The 16,484-nt window shown below is 40.7% G+C and carries 13 protein-coding genes and 1 pseudogene; 8 read left to right on the plus strand and 6 right to left on the minus strand.

The features are described from left to right. Both ACR2F7_RS07875 and ACR2F7_RS07880 read right to left on the minus strand, forming a co-directional pair. Nucleotides 1–231, minus strand: a pseudogene (locus ACR2F7_RS07875) (hypothetical protein); the annotation flags it as partial. A 29-nt stretch (nucleotides 232–260) separates the two neighbouring features. After that, entirely contained in the window at nucleotides 261–3,371 is a 3,111-nt protein-coding gene (locus ACR2F7_RS07880) for a glycoside hydrolase family 2 TIM barrel-domain containing protein (protein ID WP_432713035.1), read from the minus strand. Nucleotides 3,372–3,762: 391 nt separating this feature from the next. On the opposite strand from ACR2F7_RS07880, the gene ACR2F7_RS07885 reads away from it, so the two are divergent. Continuing rightward, a complete protein-coding gene (locus ACR2F7_RS07885) occupies nucleotides 3,763–5,337 on the plus strand; it encodes a calcineurin-like phosphoesterase C-terminal domain-containing protein (protein WP_432713036.1) in 1,575 nt (524 codons plus the stop codon). Between the two features lie 228 nt (nucleotides 5,338–5,565). On the opposite strand, the gene ACR2F7_RS07890 is transcribed toward ACR2F7_RS07885, so the two are convergent. Continuing rightward, a complete protein-coding gene (locus ACR2F7_RS07890) occupies nucleotides 5,566–7,260 on the minus strand; it encodes a hypothetical protein (protein ID WP_432713037.1) in 1,695 nt (564 codons plus the stop codon). A 151-nt stretch (nucleotides 7,261–7,411) separates the two neighbouring features. Here ACR2F7_RS07890 and ACR2F7_RS07895 point away from each other — a divergent pair, with 151 nt between their 5' ends. The 4 genes from ACR2F7_RS07895 to ACR2F7_RS07910 all read left to right on the plus strand — a co-directional run bounded on the left by ACR2F7_RS07895 (nucleotide 7,412) and on the right by ACR2F7_RS07910 (nucleotide 10,782). Further along, nucleotides 7,412–7,660, plus strand: coding sequence for a hypothetical protein (locus ACR2F7_RS07895; RefSeq protein ID WP_432713038.1), 249 nt, complete (start codon nucleotides 7,412–7,414; stop codon nucleotides 7,658–7,660). A 44-nt stretch (nucleotides 7,661–7,704) separates the two neighbouring features. After that, nucleotides 7,705–8,151 carry an RrF2 family transcriptional regulator gene (locus ACR2F7_RS07900; protein WP_432713039.1) on the plus strand — a complete coding sequence of 149 codons (447 nt, stop codon included), beginning with the start codon at nucleotides 7,705–7,707 and terminating at the stop codon, nucleotides 8,149–8,151. A gap of 22 nt (nucleotides 8,152–8,173) precedes the next feature. Then, nucleotides 8,174–9,769, plus strand: a complete 1,596-nt coding sequence (locus ACR2F7_RS07905; RefSeq protein ID WP_432713040.1) for a S8 family peptidase — start codon at nucleotides 8,174–8,176, stop codon at nucleotides 9,767–9,769. Between the two features lie 83 nt (nucleotides 9,770–9,852). Beyond that, nucleotides 9,853–10,782: a PAS domain-containing protein gene (locus ACR2F7_RS07910; protein WP_432713041.1), complete on the plus strand. Its 930-nt coding sequence runs from the start codon at nucleotides 9,853–9,855 to the stop codon at nucleotides 10,780–10,782. Here ACR2F7_RS07910 and ACR2F7_RS07915 read toward each other — a convergent pair. Then, nucleotides 10,779–10,967, minus strand: coding sequence for a hypothetical protein (locus tag ACR2F7_RS07915; protein WP_432713042.1), 189 nt, complete (start codon nucleotides 10,965–10,967; stop codon nucleotides 10,779–10,781). The two genes, ACR2F7_RS07910 and ACR2F7_RS07915, sit on opposite strands and share 4 nt — an antisense overlap. A 15-nt stretch (nucleotides 10,968–10,982) precedes the next feature. Then, nucleotides 10,983–11,996 carry an LLM class flavin-dependent oxidoreductase gene (locus ACR2F7_RS07920; RefSeq protein ID WP_432713043.1) on the minus strand — a complete coding sequence of 338 codons (1,014 nt, stop codon included), beginning with the start codon at nucleotides 11,994–11,996 and terminating at the stop codon, nucleotides 10,983–10,985. A gap of 178 nt (nucleotides 11,997–12,174) precedes the next feature. On the opposite strand from ACR2F7_RS07920, the gene ACR2F7_RS07925 reads away from it, so the two are divergent. From ACR2F7_RS07925 to ACR2F7_RS07935, 3 genes are read left to right on the plus strand one after another with little or no spacing between them, the layout of a single operon-like run. Then, nucleotides 12,175–14,511 carry a LamG-like jellyroll fold domain-containing protein gene (locus tag ACR2F7_RS07925; RefSeq protein ID WP_432713044.1) on the plus strand — a complete coding sequence of 779 codons (2,337 nt, stop codon included), beginning with the start codon at nucleotides 12,175–12,177 and terminating at the stop codon, nucleotides 14,509–14,511. Continuing rightward, nucleotides 14,512–15,288 carry a T9SS type A sorting domain-containing protein gene (locus ACR2F7_RS07930; protein ID WP_432713045.1) on the plus strand — a complete coding sequence of 259 codons (777 nt, stop codon included), beginning with the start codon at nucleotides 14,512–14,514 and terminating at the stop codon, nucleotides 15,286–15,288. Between the two features lie 55 nt (nucleotides 15,289–15,343). After that, nucleotides 15,344–15,514, plus strand: coding sequence for a PID-CTERM protein-sorting domain-containing protein (locus tag ACR2F7_RS07935; protein WP_432713046.1), 171 nt, complete (start codon nucleotides 15,344–15,346; stop codon nucleotides 15,512–15,514). A gap of 16 nt (nucleotides 15,515–15,530) precedes the next feature. Here the strand turns inward: ACR2F7_RS07935 and ACR2F7_RS07940 are convergent, their stop codons facing one another. Beyond that, the gene (locus tag ACR2F7_RS07940; RefSeq protein ID WP_432713047.1) at nucleotides 15,531–16,385 is read right to left on the minus strand and encodes an N-acetylglucosamine kinase; all 855 of its coding nucleotides are present in this window, start codon (nucleotides 16,383–16,385) and stop codon (nucleotides 15,531–15,533) included. Nucleotides 16,386–16,484: the final 99 nt, after the last annotated feature.

The raw sequence follows: 16,484 nt of genomic DNA on the forward strand, positions 1-16,484 counted from the left end.
TACCTCAACATACTGCACTTTTATGCGATGTTCTTTATTGTCAACATGGACCGAAGTCACCTTCGGCATCCTGATTTTCAGGCTGTCTTTGGCCAGGTTATACAACACCGGCCTACACATTTTATCCATCTCAGCAAGCCAAATTTCCCGGTCATTTTTGAGGTTTGCCTTCTCTTTTTTAACTTTCTGTCCGTAAATGTTACTGACTGCAAAGGCAGTCAGTAATAACATACAGGTAATTTTTATAAGTAGTGTTCTCATTAAAGAAGTTTCATGATGTAGCTGTATACAAACTTTTTATCAGTCAGCAAATATTCCTGGTGTGGTTTCCTTCCCCAGCTGTCGTCACCGCCAACACCTCTTTGTTTGAGGTCAATGTTGAGGAACACCTCATCTCTTCTACGGATATCAGTCATGTGTTGTTGTTTTTTGTTCATCCCCGGGTCAAGGTCTTCTGTGCTTACATCCAGTGCACTTACACTCAAAGGCTGCAAACCTTCAATTAAAAGGCCATTTCCCTGGTCGTTAGTTAGTTCTAACCAACGCACATCAGTTTTATTTCCACTTTCCTGAGGACGGATGTAACCGCTGTAAAACTGGTTCTTATAATCGTCTTTATAGATGCCAATTAGTGATGCTGTATTTCTGTCGCTATAATTTTCCCAGGGGCCACGGCCATAATACCTGAAATTGCCATACCTGCCCTGCAGGTTCATCCTCATGCCAAAACGTGGCAGCTCAGGAAGGTTCCTGTTGTACATGTCCATCGCTGCGGTAACTTTTACGGCAGCATCTGGTAGAATTACATAAGTAATAGTATAAGGAACAGCAATGCCACTAAGTTCCATCGCTACGGTAATGGTGAGCCCTTCAGCATCCTGCTTACCTACGGTAACTTTTTTAACCTCCCTGTTATCATGTGCATTGCGCCAAATACCCATGTTGCTCGGCATATGATTACCGAAATCATTATCTGTTGGTGCACGCCAGAAATAAGGCTCAGGAAATTTCCATATAAAGGATTTCCCATTTTTTGAATACTTGTTTAACTTACCTGATCTGAGGTCAAATTCTCCCGAAATGTCTCCTGCCGTAAAAGTCAGGTAATTCGCATCTTGTTTTACATTCAAGTCATTTTTAGCCGCTATAATTTGCTTTGCAAAGAAATTGCCTGAGTGCAAAAACTGCTCATAGGCCACTTCAGCTAAAGCCGGCAAAACTTCTGTAGAATCTTTGGTAAAAGCACGGACGGTAAGCATCAATTCTTCACCTGCAGCAGCTTTTACAGTTGGCAAAGGTAGGCTAACTGCTTTTTTCTGATGTGGTGCCAATTGCATGGCAAATTTCCCCTGTTTAACGCTCACGCCGTTTTTGAACAGCTCCCAGGTAAAATTAAACTTGTCTAGGTTGGTAAAGTCGAATTTGTTTTCTACCTGTATTTTTCCCTGTGCAATGTTTATAGGAGTAAAATCGATGTTTTGGTAAACCTTTTTCACTTCATAAAGGCCCGGGTCTGGGGTACGGTCAGAACTTAGCAATCCATCGGCCACACCATTCTCATCATTTTGCCAGTAAAAGCCACCTAAATCACCACCATAAGCCCAGAAAGTTTTGCCATTATCATCCTTAGTTTTTAATCCCTGGTCAACCCAATCCCATATAAAACCACCCTGCATGTGTTTTGATGAGTTAATGATATCCCAGTATTCCTTAAAGTTACCGTTGCTATTGCCCATCGCATGTGCATATTCGCACATGATATAAGGGCGTTCTTTTTTGGCTGCGGCATAGCTTTTCATGCTGTTGATGCCCGGATACATGGGGGCAACAATATCTGTATTGACATCCTCGCCCGCTTGTTCAAACTGCACCATCCTGGTATTGTCGCGTTGTTTGATCCACTTATACATATCGTGAAACACAGGACCGTTACCGCACTCATTGCCCAGCGACCAGATGATCACTGAAGGGTGATTTTTATCGGTTTCTACTAATCTTTTGATCCTGTCAGTATGTGCTGGGGCCCATTCTGGCAAATAAGCAGGGTGTTTTGACTGATCAAACCTACCTTGTAATTCGGCACCCATACCATGGGTTTCAATGTTAGCCTCATCTACGAGGTAAAGGCCATACTGATCACATAATTTATACCACAATGGGTCATTTGGATAATGACTGGTTCGCACAGCATTGATATTGAAAGCCTTCATCAGCCTGATGTCTTTCATCATGATTTCCCGCCGAGGCACATGGCCTTCCACATCATCATGCTCATGTCTGTTAACCCCTTTCACCATAATTGGCATGCCGTTTACCAACAGCTGTGCATCTTTGATCTCTACTTTTCTAAAACCAATTTTGGTTCCAGTGTATAATGTTTGTCCGCCACTGGTAAAAGTGATTACACAGTCGTATAAATTAGGCTGCTCCGCACTCCATTTTAAAGGATTTTTAACCGTTCCGCTAAAGTTCAGGGTACTTAAAGTATCAGCATTAAGGTTAAATTTCTGTTCTGCAGTATAGACCGTTTTTCCTGCCTTATCTAAAACTTTTACCGCTAACGTGCCCGATTTATTGCTGTTGCCTTTAAACTGTCTGAGGTCTATAGCAGCACTAAAAATACCATTGGTATAGCTCTTGTCTAAATCTGCTTTCAAAAAATAATCCCACACCGTAGTTTTTGGCAAGGCATAAAGAAAAACATCTCTTTCCAGTCCGCTTAAACGCCAGAAATCCTGGTCTTCAAGGTAACTGCCGTCATGCCAGCGGAAAACCTGAATGGCAAGCAAGTTATTTCCTTTTTTTAAGTATTTGGTGATGTTAAACTCTGCGGCAGATTTTGCCACCTTGGTCATGCCCACTTTCTCACCGTTTACATACACAAAGCCACAGCCCGCCACAGAACCGAAGTGTAAAATCACTTCATTACCATCCCAGTTTTGAGGCACGGTAAAGTTGCGTCTGTAAGTACCTACCGGGTTATCCGGACCTATAAAAGGTGGGTTTTTTGGATGAGGATAGGTTATATTAGTGTAAATAGGAATGCCGAAACCCTGGATCTCCCAGTTGGAAGGCACGGCGATGTTATTCCATTTAGAATCATCCAGCGCAGGTGCATAGAAGTTCTTAATCCTTTGCTCATGCTTATCGGTATAGGTAAATTTCCAGGTGCCGTTCAGCGATTGATAATAAGGAGAATTTTCCGGCAGATCTGCTTTCAAGGCCTTGATGTCTTTATAGAAAACAAAGGGCACATGGGGTTTTTCTTTATTGACTTCTACCAACAAAGGATTTCCCCATTCATGAGGCACAGATTGTGCGAAGGTGAAGTTGCTGATGAACAAAAGCAATGCAAAAGTTTTTCTTATCATATTTAGTCTGGTTGCAACTGTAAAAATAAAGATAAACTCCTATTCAAAGTAGTTATTAATTGGTAAAATACGGGGGGGTAAATCGTTTCCGGTAGGCCTGTAGTGGCCTACAATTGCTTGCCGGCTATGAGTGAGTCCACGGTGAGTCCACCATGAGTCCACGGTGAGTCCACGTTATGCCGAACAAAGGGTGGACTGAGTGTGGACTCATCGTTGATTGGATGCGCTCTCATAGCAAGCTGTCACCAAGCCATCACTTAACCGTCGTTTAAGTAAATCACCGATTTTTGAAAGAAGTTTTATTCCCTTTTAAAGAGATCGGTTGCGTAATTAAACTTCCGTTAACATTAAAAAAATATGGCTAACTTAACTTCGCGGAAAAATAATGTACATGAAAAGAATTTATTTAGTTGCTGCTGGTTTACTGTTAACGTTGGGCGGATTGCAAGCGCAACAAAAAGCAAAGGGTTATATCTATGCCGATGTAAATGCCAATAAAAAGCATGATAAGTCTGAAAAAGGAATAGCCAGTGTGGCCGTTACCAATGGCTCGGAGGTGGTGTTGACCAATGAAAAAGGCTATTATGAATTGCCTCTTAGTGATGACCAGATCATCTCGGTCATTAAGCCTGCTCAATACCAGGTAGGGGTTGATGAAAATAACCTGCCTCAGTTTTTCTATAATTATAAACCACAGGGTTCTCCAGCGTTAAAATATAAAGGGGTGGCACCTACAGGAAAATTGCCTGCTTCCATCGACTTTTTACTCAGCCCTGTAAAAGAAGAGCAGAACTTTACGGCCTTGATCTTTGGCGATCCGCAGCCCTATAATTTAGATGAAGTGGCTTATTTTGAAAAAGGTGTGGTCAAAGAAGTTGCAGGAATCAAAGCAGTCGCTTTTGGTTTGAGCATGGGAGATTTGGTAGGCAATAATCCTGATCTTTTCAATTCTTATATCAAAGCTGTTCAAAAGATAGGTATTCCATGGTATAATTTAATTGGTAACCACGACCTTAATTTTGACGTAACTGATGATCAGCTTTCTGATGAGTCTTTTGAAGCACATTTCGGTCCTACCAATTTTGCTTTTAACTATGGCAATGTACACTTTATTATTTTGGATGATATTTTATATCCTGATCCAAGGGGTGGAAAATCATACTGGGGCGGTTTTAGAAAAGACCAGCTGGAGTTTGTTAAAAACGACCTGAAGTTTGTGCCTAAAGACAAGTTGATTGTGCTTGCTTTTCACATTCCCTTTGGCCAAGCAGGGCAAAATGAAGGTTTTAGAGAAGCAGACCGTACCGCACTGTTTGACCTCTTAGCAGATTTCCCTCATACGCTCTCGCTTTCGGCACATACACACAACCAAAAACAGATTTTCTTTACTAAAAAAGATGGCTGGAAACAGGAGAAAGCGCATCACCACTATAATGTAGGTACAACATCGGGCAACTGGTATTCTGGAGAAATGAATGAACAGGGTGTTCCTATTTCTACCATGAGCGATGGTACACCTAAAGGTTATGCCTTTATTTCCTTTAAAGGTAATCAATACGATGTGGCCTATAAAGTGGCTGGCAGAGAAAAGTCTTATCAAATTGAAATCTCAGCACCTAAGGTGATTGAATACAACAAGAAAACATCTGCTGCTATCTATGCAAACTTTTTTATGGGTGCTGCAGGTGATAAAGTGGTTTTCCGCGTAGATAACGGTGATTGGAAAAAGATGACTTACATCCCTGGTAATGATCCTGCTTATTTAGATGTGCTGCATAAATGGGATCACACAGCAACGTTATTGTCGGGCAGAAGACCCTCTGAAGCTGCAGAAAGCAAGCATTTATGGAAAGTGGCAGTACCTTATAAGTTAGCCCCAGGGGAGCATACTATAGAGGTTAAAGCAACTGATTTGTATGGGAAAACTTTTACGGCAAGTAAAACTTACAAGATTTTGAAACCTTAAATATGACAAGATTAGCTGTATTTTTATTATACTACTAAACAGTCAGTATGTAAAATGGGCAAATGTTGTTAGAATCAACATTTGCCCATTGTTTATTTTTATACAAATTTTCATGCTTCCCTAGCTTAGCTTGTGGCTTCACAAAACCTTAGTCGTGGATATAGAATCATTTATTGGAGCTCAAAGGTGGCTTTTAAGTTTGCGGCATCAGAAGAACCATTACTGCAATTACTTCCTCCACATTTCCAAAGATGCTTTTTGAAAGCCCGAGGTTACCCCCGGTGTAGGAATGCAAATTAACACGGCCGACTGCATTGGCGGCATGACCATGGTAAAAGCAGCAATTCTCTCTTTGGCAACAAACTCATGGGTAAGCAAGTTAAAGACATCGGTTTTTTGGTTTTCCGGTACGTTTACCGTAATCGTTTGCTCAGTACGGTAGGGGTTATAATATAGATAAGTGGGAAAGGTTTTATCGCCATAGAAATCTGTGGCATTAAGGTCCAGCCTTAAGATGCCGGCAACATCCGTTTCTTCCACTAAAGCACCAAAGATCCCTACATGGGCGCTGCCATAAACGCTGAATTGCGACACCTCCGGATTTTTTCCGGGTACCCATTTTGGGCCATCGCCCTGTGCCACGGGTGCCTGCAGAGCAGTGTATTGGTTTTGATAGGTAGAAGTTTTGGCGATGCCTTCATAGGCAATGACCCCTTTGGTAAGATCGGCGAGGTGAGGGATGGTCTGGTGTGCTGCGGGCATATATTGCGGATAAAAGAAGCGTGATGCATTTACGGCATGCAGCATCCATTTACCGATGGCATTGGCATATTCTGGTTCATATTTCACTAAAGGAACCAGGGGCCAGGCGGCATCGAAAGTATTCATCAAAAAGCTGTAACCCCCATGGTCTGCAGTGCTGCCTACTGTGCCAGAAATATCTATGCCGTTCCAGTTGCCTGCTAATACACCCCAGCCTTTACGGCAAACAGCGGTGCCACTAAAAGTCCAGTCCAGTAATTTTTTAACGTCAAAATTCGTACCCTGTTCGGCATTTAGCCGGGCGGCCACATAAGCACCAAAGGGCATCAACAATTCATAAGTAGGGTTAAAAGGTTGACTATCCAAAGCTTTCATGGCATTGAACGCCCCATTGAGGTAACGCGGTTCCTTAAATTTAAGATAAGCGGCATAGAGCACATAAGCATGACCTGCGGCAGCATCTGCCTGCACACATATTTTATTGGTCATGGGTTTCATTTTTCCATAATCAAAGTAAGAATAGTTGTAATTGCCTTTCAAAATAGAATCAGCCTTATAGAACTTTTCAGCAATAGCTTTGGCAATCTCCCTGAAGCCGGGTTCATTAGGGTATTGTTCGTAAATAGCGTAAAATAAAACGTTAGGATACACATCATACCACCAGTCGCGACCATAACCACCGCCTAAAAGTGCTACCTCAGGTGAGGTATTGTTCATCATGATATCCCAGCCTGTTTCTCTGTTAAAATAGTTTTTTAACATGGCCACGTAATTGATGCCACTGGAGCGGCGCTTGTCGATCCCTACCAGGGTGGCGCCCAAAACAGCCCCCATATTGGTGAGGGCCTCATGAAACATGCCCTTGTTATTTAAAGGCCCCTGCCTCACATCACCAATTGCGGTATACACACCCACCACAGGCTGCTTGAAATTTTTACCGGTGCTGTCCATCCACACCAATGGCCAGTACTTTCCTTTGCTGTTGAAATTATAGACGGTACTGTCAAAATTCAGCGCCATTCGCTTCCAGTCAATAATTTCCAGTGGCTGGGGCACGTCTGCCATTTCATTTATTTTGCCAATAGGGTTTTGCACAAGCTGTGCTTGTGCCAGGCTGCTGGTGAAAAGCAAAAAAAACAGTCCCTTTAAGATGAATTTCATGGTTGGAGTTAATGTGCCGAATTGTAACATTTAACTGACATCAATTTAATGAAAATTTTATTCAACTCCAGTATACTTCTCCCTATATAAAACAAAAAGAACAATTTTAAGCCTTGGATGGTTATGCTAACGAATGCTAATTTTTAATGCCATGATATATAAAGAAATCCTTCAATCGCTTGCAGATCAGGCTTGTGTGAACTATAAAAACTATTTGCAGTCTAAAATTGAGTCTTTGTCTAATTCTACAGATCCTTTGATGACAGAAAAAACCCAACACTACAAGGATGCCGCAGAAGCATTTGAAATAAAATTTTCAGCCGCTTTGGCTAAAGTTAAAAATGGAGATGACTTACATGATAGCGCTTCTGAAGAAGATATCAATAGTTTTCTCAAATAGTTGCGTTGTTATAATCGGTAAATCTTTGTTAGCTTTGTTACAATATGTTGTCAAAGAAAACAAAGTATGCTATAAAGGCATTGGTGGCGTTGGGAAAGAATATTAACAATCCGCCGATGCAGATTGTCAGACTTGCCGAGCAGGAAATGATACCCAGGAAATTTTTAGAACAAATTTTGCTGGATCTTCGAAATGCCGGGTACTTATACAGTAAAAAAGGTGCTGGTGGTGGCTATAGCCTGAACAAGGATGCTAAAGATATTTACCTGGTAGATATCTTAAGGATAACTGATGGACCCATTGCGATGGTGCCCTGTGCAAGTATCAAATTTTATCGCAAATGTGATGAGTGCCATGATGAGGTAACGTGCGGTATCCGCAAGACCTTTCTTGATGTGAGGGATGCTACCTTGAGGATCCTTTCTCATACTTCTATAGCGGATGTGATTGCCCGCGAAAACGAATCTCCACTTGAAACTAAACTATTATAATATAAAAAAGCTTTTAAAAATTATGAATAAAATGAATTTTGATATCTTATCAAAGAAATCTCTTGCAGTGGCATTTTTAGCCGCATTGCCATTTTTCTCCTTCGCACAAAAAGCAAACTGGCAAAACCTAGACCTTAAAACAGATTCTGTTTTCGGTATCAGTACTGAAAAAGCTTATAAGGAATTATTAAAAGGCAAAAAAGCAAAAACTGTAATTGTAGGTATCCTTGATAGTGGTGTAGATTATGACCACGAAGACCTTAAATCTGTAATGTGGAGCAATGCCAAAGAAGTTGCAGGTAATGGTAAAGACGACGATAAAAATGGCTACATAGATGATATAAGAGGCTGGAACTACCTTGGTTCTGCTAAAGGTTCTATCAGCCATGAAGCTTTAGAGCTGACCAGAATTTTAAGAAGAGACGAAGCGAAATTTGGTAATGTTGATCAAACTGCTGTTGCTGCTGCTGATCTTCCTGCTTTTCAGGCTTATCAAAAAATGCGTGCTGCATATGAAGAGGAACTTGCAGAATCTAAAAGTGGCCTGATTAATATCCAGGGATTTAAAGCTGTTATTGATGCTGTAGTGAAAAAAATTGGTAAAGAAGAACCTACTGCTGCAGACTTTGAAAGCTTTAAGCCTGAGAATGAAATGGAAGGCCGTGTGAAAAAAATGATGGTTTCACAACTGCAGGATAATACCTTCAAGGAGTTTTATGACGGACAAATTGTTAAAGGTTTAGAATATTACAGTGGCAAAGTTAATTATAACCTGAATATGGAATTTGATCCTAGACCTGAATTGGTAGGTGATAATTATGCTGACAGCAGAGAACGTAATTATGGTAATAATGATATTTTAGGTCCTGATGCTAGCCATGGTACGCATGTTGCCGGTATTGTTGGTGCCAACAGAAGTAACAATCTTGGCGTTCAAGGTGTTGCAGACAATGTGTTGATCATGGGCGTTAGAGCCGTACCTGATGGTGATGAGCGCGATAAAGATGTGGCTAATGCTATCCGTTATGCTGTTGATAATGGTGCTAAAGTATTAAACATGAGCTTTGGTAAAGCATATTCATGGGATAAAAAAGTAGTTGATGAAGCTGTTAAATATGCCATGTCTAAAGATGTTTTAATTGTACAAGCTGCAGGTAATGACAACAAAAATTTAGAAGTTGAAAAAAGCTATCCTGACCGTAGGTATGAAGGTGGTGGTGCTGCCGGTGCTTACATTGTTGTAGGTGCTTCTGGATCTACTGATGATGCTACTTTGAAAGCCAGCTTCTCTAACTATGGTAAAACGACGGTAGATGTTTTTGCACCAGGTGTTAAAATCAATTCATCAATCCCAGGTTCAAAATATGCTAAGTTTGATGGTACAAGCATGGCTTCACCAGTTGTGGCTGGTCTTGCTGCCTTAATCCGCTCGTATTACCCAAAACTTTCTGCACAAAAAGTGAAAGATATTATCCTTGCTTCTGTGGTAAAAGTTAACCATGATGTTACTGTTAAAGTGGGTGAAGAAGAGAAATCTATCCCTTTTGCTGATTTATGTGTTACTGGTGGAATAGTAAATACTTATAATGCATTAAAATTAGCTGAACAAGCAAAATAATTGCTAATATTACATAAATATTCAACCCTTTCTTTGCAAAAAGAAAGGGTTGTTTTTTATAACCCTAATTCATTGTAGCAAATATGTCAACCTCGTCAATTGATTTCTTTAAGCTTTCACCAATACCGATGTGGGTTTCTGACATCCATACGCAAGCTATTTTAGAAGTCAATCCTGCTGCCGTTCATTTTTATGGCTATGACAGGATAGATTTTCTACAGATGAAGATTGCTGACTTTCAGGAGGACAGAGTGTTGAGTGTGCTTAACAAAGAAATTGGTACCCATAAGAAAAAAGATGGTACCCTGGTGTATGTTCACCTGCAAAGTAATTTCCTGGAGTTTCAAAATAAACAGACGGCTTTATTTCTGGTAACAGACTTTACGGAAACCGTTCAGCGGGAAAAGCGCATCCAGGAAAGTATTGAGAGGTTTAATATTGTTTCTAAAGCCACCAGTGATACCATTTGGGATTATACCCTTGGTGATGAGCAGATTGTTTGGAACCGCGGCATTAAAGGGGTGTTTGGGCACAAGGATATCGTTGACAATAGAACCACCAGTGAGTGGTGGTATATGAATATTCACCCGGAGGACCGGCAGCGTGTTTTGGATAAAATGGAAGAACAGCGGCTGAATAAGATTTCCCGCTGGCAGGATGAATATCGCTTTAAATGTGGCGATGGAAGTTACCGTTATGTTTTTGACCGTTATTTCATGCTTTTTGATGAGCAGGGTAAGCCCGAAAGAATCATCAGTGCCATGGAAGACGTGACCAAAAGAAAAGAGTACCTGAAGGCTATTGAAGACCAGAACAAAAGATTTAAAGAAATTGCCTGGATACAATCGCACATGGTCCGCGCACCACTGGCCCGGATTCTCGCCCTGGTAGATTTGATTAAAGTGGATCAGCCAGATGAAGATTATCAAATCATGCTGGATTATTTAACCACCTCGGCAAAAGAATTAGACGCTGTTATCAGCAATATTGCTGATAAAGCGCCAAATGCCTAATTCTGTACAGTTTCGTACTTTTGAAAATCCCACTTTGCCTGCTTGTTTTTAGTATAGTATACTTTAAAACTTTCGTTAGGTGGAAGGGTAAAATGAAAGGAAAGCTCTGTTTCTGCAGCATCCTTGGGTATAAAGGTTGGCAAAAGGGTTTCCGCAACCATTTTTATATGTTCTTCTTTGATCATGCCTGCAAAACTAATTTAATTTTCTTGTTTAAAGATATCGGCTAAAAGCTCATAAGAGCGTAACCTGGCCTGGTGATCAAAGATATGTGAGGTAGCCATAATTTCATCTACCTGCGTTTGATCTAAAAATTCCTGAAGGTCTTGCGCCACGGTTTCTTTACTGCCTACAAAAGTACAGGAAAGCATTTGATTCACTTGTTCTTCTTCATACTCATTCAGTATTTCGGCCATGCTATTAACCGGGGCTTGCAGCAATTCGCGTTTTCCGGTAATAATGCCCTTAAATAAGCGATAAAGGGAGGTCGCTGTTTTTTGTGCTTCAGCATCAGTATCGGCAGCAACCACATTTACACAGGCTAATACATAAGGGGCAGCCAAATGTTCAGATGGTTTAAAATTCTGTCTGTAGATATTGATGGCCGTCAGAAATTGTGCAGGTGCAAAATGACTGGCAAAGGCATATGGAAGTCCTAAGGCTGCCGCTAAACGTGCGCTATCGGTGCTTGACCCTAAAATCCAGATAGGAATATCCAGTCCTTCACCAGGAATAGCCCTAACACTGCTTCTCTGGTTATCAAGAGAAAGATAAGCCTGTAGTTTTAAAACATCCTGAGGGAAATTCTGCGCCGCAATCATTCTTTGTTCGCCACGAATGGCCATTGCGGTCAGTTGATCAGTGCCCGGTGCTCTTCCTAAACCCAGATCTATCCGGTCGGGATACAAAGAGGCAAGGGTGCCAAATTGTTCTGCAATAATTAATGGAGAGTGGTTAGGGAGCATAATTCCACCAGAACCAACCCTTAATTTCGTTGTTCCCCCGGCAATATATCCAATCACAACCGCAGTGGCTGAACTCGCTACACTGGCCATGTTATGGTGTTCTGCAAGCCAATAACGGGTATAGCCCCATTCTTCAACATGCCTTGCTAAATCTAAACTTGTTTTAAAAGTATCGGCTGGTGTTTTGCCTTCAATAACGGTCGCTAAATCCAATACGGAATAGGGAATGGAGTTAAGTTGTTTCTTCATAAATTCGGCTAATAAATCAAATTTACACTCTATTTATGTGAATCTCTTTGATACGGCCGTGTTATGACTTAAAATTGGCAAATGCTGCCATCTTGTAAATTTTATTAATTAATTTTTTATTTAATTAATATTGTTCTACACTTGATTTGTATTTTTTACTGATTTATTAATCGCTCTCATGTTGAAATTTCTAGGAATACTCCGGTATACCGTGCTTTTTGTACTGTTGTTTACTGGTATCGATGCTTCTGCACAATGGATGGCCGGGTTTAGGTATAGAAGGATTATTACTATTAACAAGCCACTTATTAATGCGGAGAATGCCGCGGTTCCTCATTATACAGATTTTTGTGTGTTGATCCAACTGGAAGATATAGACCTTATTCATCTGGAAGATGCATTTGATAATAAAGTTACGCATCCTCAGGGTCTTGATATTTCCTTTGCTGGTTCGATCCTCCCCATAACACCTTTAAAATTTCAACTAGATAATTATGATCCTGTCTCTGGTAAGTTGAGTTGCTGGGTGCTTATACCACGTTTAATCGCAAAAGAAAGTTCTGAACAGCCCACCGTTATCTATTTATATTATGGCAGTACTACATTACACAACCCCTTAAGTTCCACTAATGAAAGTATGTGGCAGAAGGACTTTTTCTCGGTAAGGCATTTTTCGGAAGTCAAGGACGGTAAAATAGGGATGGCTAAAAGTTTCAATGGAATTAACGATCAGCTTAATCTAGGTTCAACTGGAAAGCCTGAACTAAATGTGTCTGCCTGGATAAAATTAAATAAACTAGGGATAAATCAAATGATTTTTTCCAATGACAGCATCGCAGTTGGAGGACTTCAGTTATCAATCAATGCCGAGAATAAGCTATTTTTACAAATAAGAAGGGTAGGAACTATCTTACCAATAATAGGCCGAACAACATTAAACATCGGACAATGGTACCATGTTAGCCTTTCGGTAAATAGTAACTCCCTTACTATGTTACTAAATGGTCAAAGCGAAGCACCCTTTCCTCCAAATGTATTACCAACTATTTTTGGGCAAATTACGATTGGGGCTAGCAAGAATAATGACCAGTATTTTAATGGGCTGATTGATGAATTAAGGATTACATTGTTAAGTAAATTGCCAGCATGGATGAACATCCATTATATCAACCAAAGTGATCCTAAAGCTTTCATCACAGTTGGTCAGGAGGCAGTAAATTCAAGTCTAGAACCTTCATTCTATATTTTTCAAGGGAGCCAAAATAACAACAGATGGTCCGTAGCAACAAATTGGAATCCAGTAGGTGTTCCACCTACAAACAATAAAAACATCCTCATCAAAGCAGGCGCTACACTTGAACTCTCAACACCCATCATCATTAACAAACTTTTAATGGAAGCAGGTTCAAAAATTAACCTGACCAATAACCTTCAAATTATTGAAAGCATCGAACTTCAACCTACGGCTGCTATTTTATCTTCTATAGCCTCCACAGAAATGATTTTAAGACTGGATGGAAATGTAATCAACAACGGGCAGATTAAACTTACGGAGCCCGCAGCTAAAATCATTTTCTCAGGTAATCAAATAACGACTAAATATATTGGCAGTGGTACAACCACTGTCGCATTCTTAGAATTCAACAGGCCTGCTGCAGCTGCTTCCGTCAGGCTTGCTGCACCCATGTTCATCGAGAACTCTTTGAAGCTGATCAGTGGTCATTTAGATGCAAATGGTCAGTTAAACATGCAATACATCAATGGGAAGACGGCAGTAGTGCATCCCGTTTCAAATCAAGCCAGCATCACAGGAAATGTACAGGTGCAAATCTATGTGCCGGGCTCTTTTCCTTCACCTGCTACCGGGCGTGGCTGGCGACTGGAAAGTTCACCGGTATACCAAACTGGAATAGCAGAAGCCTCAAAGTATAATCTTCTTTCGCTTCAAAACACTGTTTTTGTTACTGGCAAAGGGGGACAGCAGAACGGGTTTGATGACTCTCCAAACAATGGCGCCACCATTTACACGCACGATCAAGCTCTAACAGGTACCTTAGCACAGAAATACATTCCTATTGCCAATATGCAAAGCCAGATTCCTGTGGGGAGAGGCTTCTTTCTTTATTCCCGTGGTAACCGAAACCTGCCCGACGCCTTTAAAACCCAGGTGCAGCAGCCTCCCTTTGCCAATGCGGCACCTTATGTGTTAACTTATACAGGTCAATTGTTTACGGGTGATCTTGTCGTCAATGTGTATAATAAGGATACTGGTGGGGAGGGCGATGGCTTCAACCTGCTGGGCAACCCTTATGCAGCCCCCATTAAATGGAAAAACCTCGAGAAAGTAAATATTGGCCCTTATCTCTGGTTATATGACCCTATTAATGGCGATTACAAACCCATCCTTGAGGAGGACACGTTAATTATGCCCGGTACAGGTTTCTTTATCAGGGTAAATTCTGGATCCACCAACGGCTCCGTACGGTTCAGTGAAAACAGCAAATATATTTTATAAATGAAAGCCACCATTTTACTAATCCTACTGTTAAGTTTTGTATTCAACATCGCTGATGCACAGGCACAGCAAAGTCGCCTCAGTATAGCGCTCAGCAGAAGTGTTTTTGCTGACAGTGTGCTATTTGTTTTTAATACCAACGGAGAAAATAAGCTCAACGACCGTGATGCTCCTAAAATAAGTGAAGGTTATGTAAGCATCTCTGCCCTTCATTCAAATACAGTAAAAATGGCAATCGAAGAAATGGCTTATCCTGATGAGCACATTGACTTGCCGCTGTCTGTTAAAGGTTATGCAGCTGGTTTATACAAACTCACTTTAAGCGCTGCTGATTTTAAAAGCGCTGGATATGAGCTCACTTTAATTGATCAATTACTGGATAAAAAAGTTGTACTTCAAACCTCACCATTAGTTTATTCTTTTACCATGGATTCCCTATTGTCAGATAGCAGCAGTAACCCTCGTTTTGTAATGCGCTTACAAAAGGTAAATAAGCTGCAACCTGTTAAAGTAGCAGAAGGGGCATTATTAGCCTATCCCAATCCCTTTAGGGATAAGCTTTCTCTAGATGTTAAAAACAACGCTGCTGCGGCTGTAGAACTAGCGATCACCGATTTGTATGGAAACGTAGTTTGGCGCAAACAGTTTACTAACGTCCAGCACAATGACATCCTGGAGTTGAGTACAGCAAACATGATTCCGGGGATGTACCTGCTGTTATGGAAGGAGGCTAAACAGCCATTAAAAAGCAAAACCTTGAAAATAATTAAACAGTGATGATCTCTAATCAACCACCATTATATGCTTTAACCGATCTTTAATCAACCTGCAGATGAAACTATTCCTTGTGCTCCTTATCCTAATTACGCTCCCTGTATTTGCCAATGGCCCCGGAACCCCGGGAGGTGATCCCGATGAACCCGTCCCTATAGATGGGGGCATGTATCTTTTAATGGCCGCAGGGATCCTCTATGGCATGAAATCTATTAAGAAAATGAAATAACAGCAAAAAGGCATCCCTAAGCCGGGATGCCTTCTTTTTTGAGGATATAATTATAAATGCCTTCAATGGGTTTCTGTATAATGTTGCCCACTTTAACGCCATTAGCCTTACAAACTTCAGTAAGTATATTTCTATAATAATAGGCAATAGAGCCTACAAAATGGCAATCCATATTTTTGTAATTCGCGTAATCCTTGATATTTGTGTCCACAAAGTCCTGGAAAACATCTTGTATCAGTTTAATGATAAAAGGGTGACTGGTATGGTTAGTCATAAATTTGCTAAGAGAAGCAAGGTAGGTGTTAGGGTATGGATTTTGGTAGACATTGGCAATCACAGTTTCCTTCTCCACATCATATTCTTTGGCAAAAAGTACGGCCAAATCTTTAGGCATATGGCCATAAAGGTAACTGGTGATCAACCTTTTTCCGAACTGCGTTCCAGAGCCTTCATCGCCCAAAACATAACCTAAGCCATGTTTGCTTTTATGTACGGTGGTACCATCATAATAAGAAATATTAGAACCCGTTCCTAAAATACAGGTCAAACCTTCTTTATCACCACAGGTAGCATAAGCTGAGCCTAAAAGGTCATGCTCAACGCAGATAAAAGCTTTGGTGAAAAATAAAGATAGCCCGTTGGTAATCACTTCATGTTTATCAGGAGTGGAGCAACCGGCGCCAAAAAAATAAATTTCTTTAACGTCATCAGGGTTAAATCCAAGGTCTTTCTTCTTCGAAAAAAGCTTAAATATTTCCTGGGCATTTAGAAAATATGGGTTAATACCTTGAGTATTAAACCGAATAGGTGCATCAGGGTGATACCCCATCCAGTCGGTCTTTGAAGAACCACTATCTGCTACTAATATCATTTGCTAAATTTAATCATCTTATTGAATATTCAAAGTGCCGCTGATTTCTTTTAGGCTAATCTCGGTTAATTTTGCCTGATGTTGGGCATCTAAAAATCT

Source organism: Pedobacter sp. (assembly GCF_045628745.1).
GTDB lineage: Bacteria > Bacteroidota > Bacteroidia > Sphingobacteriales > Sphingobacteriaceae > Pedobacter.